This is a genomic window from Legionella quateirensis (assembly GCF_001467955.1).
In the GTDB taxonomy this organism is placed as follows: Bacteria; Pseudomonadota; Gammaproteobacteria; order Legionellales; family Legionellaceae; genus Legionella; species Legionella quateirensis.
This window is the reverse complement of record NZ_LNYR01000011.1, coordinates 1-15,459: the sequence shown is the minus strand read 5'-3', so window position 1 is coordinate 15,459 and position 15,459 is coordinate 1. Positions and strand designations below refer to the sequence as shown.

The following is a 15,459-nucleotide window of genomic DNA, read 5'->3' as shown; positions in this document are numbered from 1 at the left end:
TCCACGTGTGCATAGTGACGGTTAGCAGATTCATATTCTACGTGTGCTGTAGAAATGGTGATTCCACGTTCTCTTTCTTCCGGCGCAGCATCAATCTGATCGTACGCTTTAGCAGTACCACCATACTTCTTAGCCATGATTGTTGTAATCGCAGCTGTCAAAGTTGTTTTACCATGATCTACGTGACCAATCGTCCCCACATTTACGTGTGGCTTTTTACGCTCAAATTTTTCCTTCGCCATTTCAATAACCTCATTAACTTTTTATTGTTTCTTGATAATTGCTTCAGCAATATTATTTGGTGCCTCAGCGTACTTAGAAAATTCCATCGTATACGTTGCTCTTCCTTGAGTAGCAGAACGTAAATCGGTTGAATAACCAAACATCTCTGCAAGTGGAACTTCTGCCCTAACAATTTTACCCGCTGGAGAGTCTTCCATTCCCTGTACCAATCCACGACGTCTGTTAAGGTCACCCATAACATCGCCCATGTAGTCCTCAGGAGTAACGACTTCTACAGCCATAATAGGCTCAAGCAAAACTGGCTTGGCTTTTAAAGCACCTTGCTTGAAGCACTGAGATCCAGCAATTTTGAACGCCATTTCACTAGAATCTACTTCATGGAATGAACCATCAAATAGAGTTACTTTCACATCTACCACTGGATACCCAGCAATAACACCATTTTGTAATTGTTCTTGGACCCCTTTATCAACAGCTGGAATATATTCCTTAGGAATAACACCACCAACAATAGCGTTGATAAACTCATAACCTGTACCAGGTTCTTGAGGTTCAATTTTCAACCAGACATGACCATACTGTCCGCGCCCGCCGGATTGTCTTACAAACTTACCTTCTTGCTCTACAGATTGTCTCAATGTTTCACGATATGCAACTTGTGGTTTACCAACATTTGCTTCGACATTGAACTCTCTTTTCATTCGATCAACAATAATTTCAAGATGGAGCTCGCCCATTCCTTCGATAATTGTTTGACCAGACTCTTCATCAGTATGTACTCTGAACGATGGATCTTCTTGAGCCAACTTGCCTAAAGCGATACCCATTTTTTCCTGGTCCGCTTTGGTTCTTGGTTCCACAGCAACGGCAATAACAGGATCTGGGAAATCCATACGTTCCAGGATTACTACATGATCCTGATCACAAAGTGTATCACCTGTCATAACTGTTTTGAGTCCAACAGCTGCAGCAATATCACCCGCTCTAACTTCTTTAATTTCTTCACGGGAATTAGCGTGCATTTGTAGTAGTCGACCAATGCGTTCTTTTTTCCCTTTCACAGAGTTATAAATTGTATCGCCACATTTTAAGATCCCAGAGTAAGCTCTGAAATAGGTTAGTGTACCTACAAATGGATCGGTAGCAATTTTAAAAGCTAATGCAGAAAACGGAGCATCATAACTTGTTTTACGATGTGTTTCATTACCGTCTTCATCTATACCTTGAATATCAGGAATATCAGTTGGTGATGGTAGATACTCAATGACTCCATCAAGAACTGCTTGCACACCCTTATTTTTAAAAGCAGAACCGCAAAATACAGGAACAATTTTGTTAGTAACTGTTAAATGACGTAATGCTTTTTTAATTTCAGCTTCTGTGAACTCTTCACCTTCAAGATATTTTCCCATCAATTCTTCTGATGCTTCTGCAGCAGCTTCAATGATTAATGCACGATACTCTTCGCACTCACCTTTCAACTCGGAAGGGATATCCATGTACTTAAAAGTCATTCCTTTGTTTTCTTCATCCCAATGAATCGCTTTCATTTTGATGATGTCAATGACCCCTTTGAACTCTTCTTCGGCACCAATCGGAAGCTGAACAACAACTGGAGTAGAACCTAGTCGTTGTTTAATTTGGGTCACTACTCGATGGAAGTTTGCGCCCATTCTATCCATTTTGTTTACGAAAACGATCCTTGGAACACCGTATTTGTTTGCCTGGCGCCATACAGTTTCAGATTGTGGTTCCACACCTGACACAGAATCAAATACAACTATAGCACCATCTAATACACGTAAAGATCGTTCAACTTCAATCATAAAGTCTACGTGTCCCGGAGTATCGATAATATTGATACGATGGGGTTCAAACTGCTTATCCATACCGGACCAGTAGCATGTTGTAGCTGCAGAGGTAATTGTAATGCCGCGTTCCTGCTCCTGAACCATCCAGTCCATAGTAGCAGCTCCGTCATGAACTTCACCAATCTTATGAGACATACCGGTGTAGTACAGTACGCGCTCAGTAGTAGTGGTTTTTCCTGCATCAACGTGGGCAGCAATACCTATGTTTCTATACAGTTTCAATGGAGTTGACACGGCCTACCTCTCTCTTAGTTCCATCTAAAATGAGCAAATGCCTGGTTGGCTTTTGCCATTTTATGAGTGTCTTCACGTTTTTTCACTGCAGAGCCTTTACTTTCATAAGCATCCATCAGCTCACCGGCCAGACGAAGCATCATGCCTTTTTCCCCACGTGAACGAGCAGCCTGAACAATCCAACGCATCCCTAAAGCGATGCTTCGATCGTGTCTTACCTCAACAGGTACCTGATATGTTGCACCACCAACTCGTCGTGATCTTACCTCAACGCTGGGGCGCACATTATCCAAAGCATCTTCGAAATATCGAAGAACTGATCCAGCATTACCGCTTGACCCAGTCTCTCCACTATCTTCATCAGATTTTTTAGTTTTCTTTACGCGTTCATCAAGTACAGTTAATGCACCGTAAATTATTTTCTCAGCAGTTGATTTTTTACCGCTGACCATTAATACGTTAATAAATTTTGCTAGCAGTTCACTATGATGTTTAGGATCTGGCAAAATTTCACGTTTGGGTACTTCTCGTCTTCTTGGCATCTCAATTTCCTACAATCAGTTATTTTTTATCTTTTGGTTTTTTTGTACCATACTTAGAACGACCTTGTTTCCGATCGTTAACTCCTGATGTATCTAAACTACCTCGAACTGTGTGATAACGCACACCAGGTAAGTCTTTAACACGACCACCTCTAATTAGAACAACAGAGTGTTCCTGTAAGTTATGGCCTTCACCACCAATATATGATGAAACTTCAAATCCATTAGTTAAACGTACACGAGCAACCTTACGCATAGCTGAGTTCGGTTTTTTAGGTGTAGTAGTATAAACGCGAGTACAAACTCCGCGTCTTTGTGGACATGACTCTAGTGCAGGTACGTTACTTTTTTTCTTTACGTCCACACGAGGCTTTCTTACTAACTGATTAATAGTAGCCATTTGTACTTAACTCCGATCTGTCTCTTGTGAATATTTCGAATGCATAAGGAGGCCGGATTCTATATAGGTACGGCAGATTTGTCAAGTTTAAATCTGCCGTTTTTGAATCCAGACTAATGATCATGATTATCCGCGTTCAATGCTTCACTTAACGCGTGTTCAACATCACTTGCAGTAACAGTATGTGTTGCATGCTCACCACCTGCTGCAGCCCTTGCTCTTTTTGCCTTTCGGCTTTGATGATAAGTATACCCTGTTCCCGCAGGAATCAAGCGACCAACCATCACATTTTCTTTTAAGCCACGTAAATCATCAATTTTACCACTGACAGCAGCTTCAGTTAGAACCCTTGTTGTTTCTTGGAAAGAAGCAGCAGAAATAAATGATTCTGTCGCCAGAGATGCCTTGGTTATACCTAATAAAATAGGAGTTCCTCTGGCAATCTGTTTTCCTTCAGCAATAAGTTTGTCATTTTCTTGTAACATGACACTTTCTTCTATCTGTTCTCCTACCAGGAATTTTGAATCCCCAGCAAAAGTGATAACTCGTTTACGTAACATTTGTCTTACTATAGTTTCGATGTGTTTGTCATTAATTTTTACGCCTTGTAATCGATATACATCCTGTACTTCATTTACAATGTAATTTGCTAATGCACCAACACCCAACAAACGCAATATATCATGAGGATTAAGTGCACCTTCAGCAATTAACTCTCCGCGTTCAACATGCTCACCTTCGAATACTGATATATGACGCCATTTAGGTATCAACTCTTCATGACATTGATCTTCAGAGACGTTAATTATCAGTCTTCGTTTACCTTTAGTTTCCTTACCAAAATTAACCAGACCTGAAACTTCAGCCATTACCGCTGAATCTTTAGGTTTACGCGCTTCAAATAGGTCAGCTACTCTTGGCAGACCCCCTGTAATATCACGTGTCTTAGAACGTTCTTGAGGAATACGAGCAATAACATCTCCTATACCAACATGCCCGCCATCTTCAAAATTTACAATCGCGTCAACTGGCAAATAATACTGCGCAGGAACGTTTGTCCCAGCCAGGAATATATCTTCACCTTCATTGGTTACTAACTTAACCATAGGCCTTAAATCTCGGCCAGCGGCACTACGTTGCTTCGCATCAATGATTACTATATTACTCAGGCCTGTGAGCTCGTCTGTTTGCCTGTTCATGGTAATACCATCAATCAAATCTACAAACTTTAAGTTACCAGCCACTTCTGATATTACTGGATGCGTATGCGGATCCCAGGTAGCTATTACTTGTCCAGCTTCAACAGGAGAATTATCCTGTACCGAAATTACAGCTCCATAAGGTAATTTATATCGCTTTCGTTCACGACCAAATTCATCAACAATAGTGACTTCACCTGATCTTGAGACTGCCACAAGATTCTTATTCTCATGGGTAACTGTTTTAATATTATGTAAGCGAATCAAACCTTTTGTCTTGATCTGGATGTTATTCGCAGCGGTTGCTCTTGATGCAGCTCCTCCAATATGGAAAGTACGCATTGTTAGCTGTGTACCAGGCTCACCAATTGACTGTGCTGCAATAATGCCTACTGCCTCTCCAGTATTAACCAGATGCCCACGTGCCAGATCACGACCATAACATTTGGCACATAAGCCAAACCGTGTTTGACAGGTTATTGGTGATCGAACCATAATCTGGTCAACACCTTGTTTCTCAAGACGCTCCACCCAATCTTCATCAAGGAGTGTTCCCGCCGTAACAACTGGCTCACTTTGATTCGGTATATAAACATCTGCGGCAACCACTCGACCTAACACTCTTTCATGAAGTGGCTCAACAATATCTCCACCCTCAATCAAAGGTTGCATCAAAATACCAGTATCCACACCGCAATCGTCTTCTGTAATAACAACATCCTGCGCCACATCAACCAATCGTCGAGTCAAATATCCAGAGTTCGCAGTTTTTAATGCGGTATCCGCCAAACCTTTTCTTGCTCCGTGAGTTGAAATAAAGTATTGGAATACGTTCAATCCCTCTCTAAAGTTTGCTGTAATTGGAGTTTCAATAATTGAACCATCAGGCGCAGCCATCAATCCCCTCATACCCGCCAGCTGTCTTATCTGAGCCGCAGAACCCCGTGCGCCAGAGTCAGCCATCATGAAAATAGGGTTGAATGATTCTTGTCTTACTCTGTCACCTTTAGCATCAACAACTTCCTCAGTAGCAATTTTAGTCATCATTGACTTCGCTACTAATTCATTTGTACGTGACCATATATCAATTACTTTGTTATAACGCTCACCGTTAGTCACCAAACCAGAACGGAATTGTGATTCAATTTCACGGACTTCATTATCTGCATGATCAATAATACTGGCTTTATCTTCGGGTATTTCCATATCTTCAATACCGATGGAGATACCAGATCGAGTAGCATATTTAAATCCGGTATACATCAGCTGATCTGCGAAGATAACAGTTTCTTTCAAACCAAAATTTCTATAACAGCTATCGATAACTTTAGAGATTACCTTCTTAGTCATAGTACGGTTGATCTGCGCAAAGGGCATACCTTTAGGTAGAATTTCAGCTAGGATTGCGCGTCCTACTGTGGTTTCTACAAGATTATAGCCTGTTGAACCTTCTTCCTCTTTAGGCATACGAATTTTAATTTTGGCATGAATATCCAGATGACCAGATTCATAAAAATTCTGAGCTTCCTGCGCACTGACGTAGATCTTACCTTCTCCCAGCGCGTTTACCTTTTCACGAGTCAGATAGTACAGACCAAGTACAACGTCCTGACTCGGAACAATAATAGGTTCACCGCTTGCTGGTGATAAAATGTTATTGGTAGACATCATTAACGAACGAGCTTCCAATTGTGCCTCTAGAGTCAAGGGCACATGCACTGCCATCTGGTCTCCATCAAAGTCAGCGTTATATGCTGTACATACTAATGGATGAAGCTGTATCGCTTTCCCTTCAATCAAAACAGGTTCAAACGCCTGGATACCAAGTCTATGCAGTGTTGGGGCACGGTTCAATAAGATTGGGTGCTCTCGAATAACATCATCAAGAATATCCCATACTACTGACTCTTCACGCTCAACCATCTTTTTAGCTGCTTTAATAGTTGTTGCTAAACCTCTAAACTCCAATTTGGAGAAAATAAAAGGTTTGAACAATTCCAAAGCCATTTTTTTGGGCAAACCGCATTGATGTAATTTAAGAGTAGGTCCTACAACAATAACCGAACGTCCTGAATAATCTACGCGCTTACCTAAAAGGTTCTGACGGAAACGACCTTGCTTACCCTTAATCATATCAGCCAAGGACTTAAGTGGTCTCTTATTTGTTCCTGTTATTGCTCGTCCTCTTCTGCCATTATCTAATAAAGCATCGACAGATTCCTGTAACATTCTCTTTTCATTTCGAACAATAATATCCGGAGCATTAAGATCCAGGAGACGTTTTAATCGATTGTTTCGGTTAATTACACGTCGATATAAATCATTTAAGTCAGAAGTTGCAAAACGTCCACCATCCAAAGGAACTAAAGGCCTCAGATCTGGTGGTAGCACAGGTAGTACATCCATGATCATCCACTCAGGCTTATTACCTGATTCATAGAAGGCTTCCAGTAACTTCAATCGTTTGGTAATTTTTTTGATTTTGGTTTCGGAATTTGTTGTTGGCAACTCTTCACGTAAACTTTTAATTTCCTCTTCCAAATCAATTTGACGAAGCAGATCACGAATAGCTTCTGCACCCATACGTGCATCAAATTCGTCACCATACTGTTCCATTGCATCAAGATAAACTTCATCATTAAGCAGTTGACCGCGTTCCAACTCTGTCATTCCCGGGTCAACAACTACGAATGCTTCAAAATAAAGAACGCGTTCAATATCTCTCAACGTCATATCAAGCAATAAACCAATCCTTGAAGGAAGTGATTTAAGGAACCATATATGAGCAACCGGGCTTGCTAGTTCAATATGCCCCATACGCTCACGTCGTACTTTAGCGAGTGCCAGTTCTACACCACATTTTTCGCATATTACACCACGATGTTTCAATCGTTTATATTTTCCACATAAACATTCATAGTCTTTTACTGGTCCGAATGTCTTGGCACAGAATAAACCATCTCGTTCAGGTTTAAAGGTACGATAGTTAATAGTTTCAGGTTTCTTTACTTCACCATAGGACCATGAACGAATTAATTCGGGAGATGCCAATGCAATTTTAATCGCATCAAATTCTTCACTTTGCCCTTGTTGTTTGAGAATGCCAAGTAAATCGCTCATTACAGGTGCTTTTCTCATTGGGTCGTTGCTTAGAGTAGCCAAGTCTATGCCTCCAAAAATTGGTTAGTCAGTATGTATCGCTGAACAGTTAATCGTGATCTAACTCGATATCAATTCCCAGCGCTCTGATTTCTTTCAATAACACATTGAATGATTCAGGCATTCCTGGGTCCATACGATGGTCTCCATCGACTATATTTTTGTAGATCTTTGTTCTACCTCCAACGTCATCTGATTTCACAGTCAACATTTCCTGTAATGTATACGCAGCACCATAAGCTTCTAATGCCCAGACTTCCATTTCCCCGAATCGCTGTCCACCAAACTGAGCTTTACCACCGAGTGGTTGTTGCGTAACAAGGCTGTAAGATCCGGTAGACCGCGCATGCATCTTATCATCAACCAAGTGATTCAATTTCAGCATGTACATGTATCCTACAGTAACTGGATTATCAAATTTACTGCCGGTTCTGCCATCTATCAAGGTTGTTTTACCGTCTGGTGATAAACCTGCTAATTGAAGCATACTTTTGATTTCTTCTTCAGAAGCGCCATCAAATACTGGTGTTGCCATTGGCACGCCAGACCGCAGATTGTCTGCCAACCTAAATAACTCTTCATCGTTGAGACAATCAAGATTTACTCGTTGCACACCATCATGGTTGTATATCTGTAATAGGAACGATCTTATTTCAGCAGCTGATTTCTTACTATCCAGTAATTGAGCTACTTTATGTCCTAAACCTTTAGCCGCAAGGCCTAGATGCGTTTCCAATACCTGACCGATATTCATACGAGACGGTACGCCTAATGGATTAAGTACTATGTCTACTGCCGTACCGTCTTCCATATGTGGCATATCTTCGACAGGAACTACAATAGAGATTACCCCTTTATTTCCATGTCGACCCGCCATCTTATCACCTGGCTGAATTCTTCTTTTAACTGCCAAATAAACCTTAACAATTTTTAGAACACCCGGTGCAAGGTCATCGCCTTGAATAATCTTTTTGCGACTGTCGTTAAAACGTTTTTCCATTTCCTTAGATAACAGCTCCAATTGTTTAGACAATTGTTCTAACTGCTGACTGATTGAGTCATTATCCAGTCGTATGTCAAACCACTTCTCTCTGTCTACATTATGCAGGTAATCCTGAGTAATCTTGGAACCTGGTTTAAGATTGGCAGGACCACCTGTTGCTTCTTTGTCTAATAGTAAATTAGATACTCGATGATAGATGTCTTCTTCACGAATACGTCGCTCATCAATTAAGTCCTTACGAACCCGAGCCAGATGTTCTTCTTCAATACTTTTAGCTCTGGCATCTTTATCCAGTCCATCGCGGGTAAATACTTGTACATCGATAACAGTACCATTCATACCTGAAGGAACACGAAGTGATGAGTCTTTAACATCAGATGCTTTTTCACCGAAAATCGCTCTTAGCAATTTTTCTTCCGGAGTTAACTGGGTTTCTCCTTTTGGAGTAACCTTTCCAACTAATATATCGCCGGCATTAACTTCAGCACCTATATATACGACACCAGATTCATCTAGATTCGATAAAGCTGACTCACCAACATTAGGAATATCTGCTGTGATTTCTTCTGTACCTAACTTAGTATCTCGAGCAATACACGTCAACTCTTCAATATGAATTGTAGTAAACCTGTCATCCTGTACAATTCGTTCAGATAAAAGAATCGAATCCTCAAAGTTATATCCATTCCATGGCATAAAGGCAACCAGAAGATTTTGGCCTAATGCGAGTTCACCCATATCAGTACAAGGTCCATCCGCTAATACATCGCCTCGTTGGATAGTATCACCAGTTGAAACAATAGGCCGCTGATTAATACATGTATCCTGATTAGAACGGAAATATTTCGTCAGGTTATAAATATCGACCCCGGTTTCACCAGCAGTGGTTTCATCATCATTAACTCGTACAACGATACGTGAAGCATCTACTAAATCGATTATACCTCCACGTTTGGCGACTACAGATACGCCTGAATCGGAAGCAACTATTCGCTCCATTCCAGTACCGACAAGTGGCTTTTCAGATCGAAGCGTAGGTACTGCCTGGCGTTGCATGTTTGAACCCATCAAAGCGCGGTTCGCGTCATCATGCTCAAGGAAAGGAATCAATGATGCAGCTACTGATACAATTTGCTTTGGAGACACATCCATATAATTAATTTTATCAGGAGTAGTCAGAGAAAATTCATTTTGATGCCTACAAGGCACCAAATCTGCAAGAATATTTCCTTCTTCATCAAGAGCAACACTTGATTGAGCAATATACTGATCAACTTCTTCTATAGCTGATAAATATTCAATATCATCAGTAACCCGACCGTTAATTACTTTACGGCATGGAGTTTCAATAAAACCATAGTCATTAGTTCTTGCATAAACAGACAATGAATTAATTAATCCAATGTTTGGTCCTTCAGGCGTTTCAATTGGACACACTCTACCATAGTGAGTGGTATGAACGTCACGAACTTCAAATCCGGCTCGTTCTCTTGTTAATCCACCTGGGCCTAGCGCAGAAACACGTCGTTTGTGAGTAACACCAGATAATGGATTCACCTGATCCATAAACTGTGATAATTGGCTGGAACCAAAGAACTCCTTTACAGCAGCAGATACTGGTTTTGCATTAATTAAATCCTGTGGCATCAGATTTTCAGATTCTACAAGACTCAATCGCTCTTTAACAGCTCGCTCAACACGCACCAATCCAACTCTGAATTGATTTTCTGCCATTTCACCAACACTTCGTACTCTTCGATTTCCTAAATGATCTATATCATCAACCATACCGATACCATTTCTAATATCGATTAAAGTTTTGATAACAGCCATAATATCTTCTTTGGTCAAAGTTCCTGGACCATCATCATTTTTTCGTCCTACTCGACGATTGAATTTCATACGACCAACAGCAGATAAATCATATCTATCATCAACAAAAAACAGATTTTTAAATAGAGCTTCAGCTGCTTCCTTGGTTGGTGGCTCACCTGGTCGCATCATACGGTAAATTTCTACCAGTGCTTCCAATTGGGATGATGTTGGATCAATTTTAAGGGTATCCGAAATATAAGAACCATGATCCAGATCATTGGTATATATCATATCAATTTGTAATATACCGTTATTGGCCATTGTATCCAGCAGTTCTTCTGTCAATTCATCGTTAGCCTGAGCAATAAACTCACCAGTTGATGTATCGATTACATTTTTAGCAAGTGTCTTACCTATTAAATAGTCTCTAGGTACTATTAGATCTTGCATGTGACATTTTTCCATTTGCTTAATATGTCTTGCAGTTATTCTACGACCTTGTTCTACAATGAGTTCGCCAGTTTCTGGTACTAAAATATCAAATGATGCAATTTCTCCACGTAATCGTTGAGGTATTAAATCAATATGATATTCACCATTTTTAAGATGACAGCTTGTGGTCTCAAAGAATTCACTTAGAATGTCTTCGGCTTCATAACCAAGTGCTCTTAATAATATACTTACTGGTAATTTACGACGTCTGTCGATTCTGACGTATACGCAATCTTTTGGATCAAATTCAAAATCCAGCCATGAACCACGATAAGGAATGATTCTCGCAGAGTAAAGTAGCTTTCCTGATGAGTGTGTTTTGCCTTTATTATGCTCAAATATAACGCCGGGTGAACGATGCAACTGAGATACGACAACTCTCTCTGTACCATTTACTACAAAGGTACCTACATCTGTCATTAAGGGTATTTCACCCATGAATACATCTTGTTCTCGAATATCTTTAACTGGCTTAGGATCATCGCTTGCATCTTTATCAAGAACAACAAGTCTTATTTTGACCCTTAATGGCGCTGAATAAGTCAAACCTCTTAATTTACATTCTCTTACATCAAATGCAGGTTCGCCTAATTTATAACCTACATATTCCAATCGTGCATTACCTGAAAAACTTTCTATAGGAAATACAGAAGAGAATGCAGCATGTAACCCAGTATTAAGATGCTCACTCAATTTACAATCAGTTTGGAGAAAATCCCTGTAGGATTTTAGTTGGATTTCAAGCAGATTTGGTATTGCCATTTTATCGGTCTGCTTACCAAAGCTTTTGCGAAATCGTTTCTTCTCAGCATGTGAATATTGAGGTTTAGCTTCTGCAACGGCCATGGTGATTCCTCTGTAAATTATTGATGACTTCAAACACGTAAACCCAGCCATGTAAACATGGCTGGGTTCCTAAATTACATATATATCTTAATTATTTAACTTCAACTGTAGCACCAGCTTCTTCAAGCTCTTTCTTGATGCTTGCAGCTTCGTCTTTTGATACACCTTCTTTAACAGTTGAAGGAGCACCTTCTACCAAATCTTTAGCTTCTTTCAAACCAAGACCTGTTAATCCACGAATTACTTTAATTACGCCAACTTTGTTAGCGCCGAAGCTTGACATAACAACTGTAAATTCTGTTTGCTCTTCAGCAGCGGCAGCGGCAGCAGCAGGTGCGGCAACAGCTACAGCAGCAGCGGCAGCAGAAACATTGAATTTCTCTTCCATTGCTTCGATTAACTCTACAACTTCCATAACTGACATATTGGAAATTGTTTCTAAAATATCATTTTTTGACACAGCCATTACTAGCTCCTAGTTTAAAATTAATTAATGATTAAGCGGGGTTATCCTGCTTTTTTATCTTTAACTGCTGCTACCGTTCTCACCAATTTGGCGTGCGGTTCAGCAAGAGTACGGACAAATTTCTCAATTGGCGCTTTCATGACATACATCAACTTGGCTATAGCTTCATCACGTGTTGGCAAGCTTGCAACAGCATCAATTTGATTAGCGCTGTATACTTTGCCACCTACTGATAATGCTTTAATCTCAAGTTTCTCAAATGTCTTGGAAAACTCTTTAAGTAGTCTAGCCGCATCACTTGGTGCTTCCAGTGATAAAGCGATGAACAACGGACCTACCAGTAAGTCGTTCAAGCACTCAAATTCGGTGTTTTTAAATGCTCTTCTTGTTAAAGTATTTCTTACAACTCTAAGATAAACACCAGATTTACGAGCTTCACTACGCAAATGCGTCATTTGATTAACAGTTAAACCTCGATAATCAGCAACCACTGCTGAAATAGCCTTAGACGCGACTGCAGTCACTTCTTCAACAACGGCTTTTTTTGCAGCTAAATTTAATGTCACGTTACTGACCTCCTAATGTGTACAAATCACAAGGATTTGACAGTTATGGTGGCCGTCTCTTTAGAAGGAGCCGGTTCACCGTCTGCGCAGGAAATTAAGCTTATGCACCTGCGGTCTTCGACGGCATGGAACCAAATCTATGCCGTGAATTCTTAAAAATGGGATGTAATGTTACACAGGTATTGATGAAATATCAATAGGTATTCCAGGTCCCATTGTAGTAGATAGTGAAACTTTCTTCAAATATTGTCCTTTTGAAGAAGCAGGTTTCGCTTTTTTCAGATCATTTATCAATGCAACTATATTTTCCAACACATCTTCAGCAGCAAAATCAGCTTTACCTACTGAACAGTGAATAATACCGTTTTTATCAGTACGATATCGAACTTGTCCAGATTTAGCATCATTAACAGCAGCTTCAACATTGGTAGTTACAGTTCCAACTTTTGGATTTGGCATCAAGCCTCTTGGACCAAGAATTTGACCTAATTGACCAACGATTCGCATAGCATCCGTAGTTGCAATTACGACATCGAAATCCATAGAACCAGCTTTAATTTGGTCGGCCAGATCTTCAAATCCTACAATATCAGCTCCAGCTGCTTTCGCTTTTGCTGCATTATCACCTTGTGCAAATACTGCAACACGTACAGTTTTACCTGTACCTTTAGGTAGATTGGTAGAAGACCTTACTACTTGGTCAGATTTACGAGGATCTACGCCCAGATTAACGCTAATATCTAAACTTTCACGAAATTTTGTAGATGCAAATTTTTTCAATAATTCAACAGCATCAGTAACAGTATATAAATGATTAACTTTTACTGCTTCTATAATCTTTTTTTGTTTTTTAGATAACTTTGACATGGTAACCCCTTATTCTAAACCTTCAACGTCAATACCCATGCTACGTGCAGTACCTGCAATGCTTCTAACTGCGGCAGCTAAATCTGCTGCGGTCAGGTCAGGCTGCTTAATTCGAGCAATCTCTTCAAGTTTACTGACGTGTAGCTTAGCTACTTTCTTAGTATTAGGTGTACCACTGCCACTTTGTATACCTGCTGCTTTTTTCAATAATACAGATGCTGGAGGCGTTTTAGTAACAAAAGTAAAACTACGATCACTATATACTGTAATCACAACAGGAGTTGGCAAGCCTTGTTCCATTTGCTGTGTTGCAGCATTGAACGCTTTGCAAAATTCCATGATATTAACACCACGTTGTCCTAATGCAGGACCTACTGGTGGACTAGGATTCGCTTTACCCGCTGGAATCTGTAATTTTATATATGCTTCTACTTTTTTTGCCATGGTTACTCCTTATGGGTCATGCACTAGCTTTTATAGATAAATTTATTCTATTAAGTCCTAGCTCCCCGGTTTTATAAAACTTTAAATACTGATCAGGTTAAATACATTATCAGGATCTTATTCTATAGGAATCTTCTTAATTGACTTCTATGTTTTTTCAACTTGACTGAATTCAAGTTCAACAGGTGTGGAGCGGCCAAAAATCAATACAGCAACTCTTAATCTGTTTTTCTCATAATTTACTTCTTCAACTACACCGTTGAAGTCCACAAAGGGTCCTTCTTTAACACGAATAACCTCACCCGGTTCGAATAGTATCTTGGGTCTTGGTTTTGTAACACCGTCTTCAACGCGTTGCATAATAGCACGAGCTTCTTTGTCAGATATTGGTGTTGGTGTTTGACTGGTTCCGCCGATAAATCCTAATACCCTGGGAATCGCACGCACCATATGCCAAGTTTGATCATCCATTACCATGTTGACCAAAACATAGCCCGGAAAAAATTTACGTGTGCTTTTACGTTTCTGACCAGAGCGCATTTCAACCACTTCTTCAGATGGTACTACAACTTCACCTATTTTATCTTGTAGATTATGGTGTAATGCACGCGATGTTATCTCACGCATAACAAAATTTTCATATCCTGAATAGGCATGCACAACGTACCACTGTTTTACTTTGTGTTCGTCCACCATATTCACCCTAAATGTGTTATTTTAGCTATAGCCCACATCATTAACGAATCAACTCCCCAGAGTATGAATCCAGTTAATGTAACCATAACCATTACTATAATTGTTGTTTGTACTGTTTCATGACGAGTTGGCCAGACTACTTTAAGTAATTCGATTTTGGCTTCTTGTGCGAAAACAAAAACTCGTTTACCGGTAGTGGTCAAATATCCAAGGAACAAGGTCGTCAATAACCAACCAAGCCAAACTATAGACTGAATTGGACCTGAAAAAGTGTAATAATAGGTACAAAAAAAAGCGCCTGCAGTAATTAATACTACAGCCAACCAAGATAGTATATCTTTTATGTTACTTTGATTTTCGTTTGAACTTTTCATATTTACTTGGTAGTTGGCAGGCCAGGAGGGAATCGAACCCCCAACCTGCGGTTTTGGAGACCGCCACTCTGCCAATTGAGCTACTGGCCTAAATTTTATTGGCATGAATTCGAAGAATTCATGCCAACACACATTTACACTTCTTACTCGATAATTTTCGCAACAACACCGGCGCCTACTGTACGGCCACCTTCCCGAATTGCGAAACGTAAACCTTCTGTCATCGCAATAGGTGCATGCAG

At 40.1% G+C, this 15,459-nt stretch carries 13 protein-coding genes and 1 tRNA gene; all 14 read right to left on the bottom strand.

The genetic code is table 11. The annotated features are described in order from the left end of the window. Nucleotides 1–242 (bottom strand): GTP-binding protein (locus Lqua_RS04625; protein ID WP_238585535.1); only part of this gene is annotated, 242 nt, incomplete at its 3' end. A 21-nt stretch (nt 243–263) separates the two neighbouring features. Beyond that, entirely contained in the window at nt 264–2,348 is a 2,085-nt protein-coding gene (fusA, locus tag Lqua_RS04620; protein WP_058473117.1) for an elongation factor G, read from the bottom strand. A 14-nt stretch (nt 2,349–2,362) separates the two neighbouring features. After that, nucleotides 2,363–2,890 (bottom strand): 30S ribosomal protein S7, encoded by a 528-nt coding sequence (gene rpsG / locus Lqua_RS04615; RefSeq protein ID WP_058473116.1) that lies wholly within the window; start codon nt 2,888–2,890, stop codon nt 2,363–2,365. A gap of 19 nt (nt 2,891–2,909) precedes the next feature. Then, nucleotides 2,910–3,290, bottom strand: a complete 381-nt coding sequence (gene rpsL, locus Lqua_RS04610; protein ID WP_010654837.1) for a 30S ribosomal protein S12 — start codon at nt 3,288–3,290, stop codon at nt 2,910–2,912. 113 nt (nt 3,291–3,403) lie between these two features. Further along, nucleotides 3,404–7,609, bottom strand: a complete 4,206-nt coding sequence (rpoC, locus tag Lqua_RS04605) for a DNA-directed RNA polymerase subunit beta' (RefSeq protein WP_058473118.1) — start codon at nt 7,607–7,609, stop codon at nt 3,404–3,406. A gap of 88 nt (nt 7,610–7,697) precedes the next feature. Beyond that, entirely contained in the window at nt 7,698–11,804 is a 4,107-nt protein-coding gene (gene rpoB, locus Lqua_RS04600) for a DNA-directed RNA polymerase subunit beta (protein WP_058473115.1), read from the bottom strand. Between the two features lie 91 nt (nt 11,805–11,895). Then, complete coding sequence (rplL, locus tag Lqua_RS04595) at nt 11,896–12,270, bottom strand: 50S ribosomal protein L7/L12 (protein ID WP_058473114.1); 375 nt, start codon at nt 12,268–12,270, stop codon at nt 11,896–11,898. 41 nt (nt 12,271–12,311) lie between these two features. Beyond that, nucleotides 12,312–12,836 (bottom strand): 50S ribosomal protein L10, encoded by a 525-nt coding sequence (rplJ, locus tag Lqua_RS04590; RefSeq protein ID WP_058473113.1) that lies wholly within the window; start codon nt 12,834–12,836, stop codon nt 12,312–12,314. A 171-nt stretch (nt 12,837–13,007) separates the two neighbouring features. Then, nucleotides 13,008–13,703: a 50S ribosomal protein L1 gene (gene rplA / locus Lqua_RS04585; RefSeq protein ID WP_058473112.1), complete on the bottom strand. Its 696-nt coding sequence runs from the start codon at nt 13,701–13,703 to the stop codon at nt 13,008–13,010. A gap of 9 nt (nt 13,704–13,712) precedes the next feature. Then, the gene (gene rplK, locus Lqua_RS04580) at nt 13,713–14,147 is read right to left on the bottom strand and encodes a 50S ribosomal protein L11 (protein WP_058473111.1); all 435 of its coding nucleotides are present in this window, start codon (nt 14,145–14,147) and stop codon (nt 13,713–13,715) included. Between the two features lie 147 nt (nt 14,148–14,294). Next, nucleotides 14,295–14,843 (bottom strand): transcription termination/antitermination protein NusG, encoded by a 549-nt coding sequence (gene nusG / locus Lqua_RS04575; RefSeq protein ID WP_058473110.1) that lies wholly within the window; start codon nt 14,841–14,843, stop codon nt 14,295–14,297. 2 nt (nt 14,844–14,845) lie between these two features. Further along, the gene (secE, locus tag Lqua_RS04570; RefSeq protein ID WP_058473109.1) at nt 14,846–15,217 is read right to left on the bottom strand and encodes a preprotein translocase subunit SecE; all 372 of its coding nucleotides are present in this window, start codon (nt 15,215–15,217) and stop codon (nt 14,846–14,848) included. Nucleotides 15,218–15,231: 14 nt separating this feature from the next. Beyond that, nucleotides 15,232–15,307: transfer RNA gene (locus Lqua_RS04565), tRNA-Trp, on the bottom strand. A gap of 53 nt (nt 15,308–15,360) precedes the next feature. Beyond that, nucleotides 15,361–15,459: EF-Tu C-terminal domain-related protein (locus tag Lqua_RS17880; RefSeq protein WP_202972746.1), on the bottom strand; the 99-nt coding region annotated here is incomplete at its 5' end.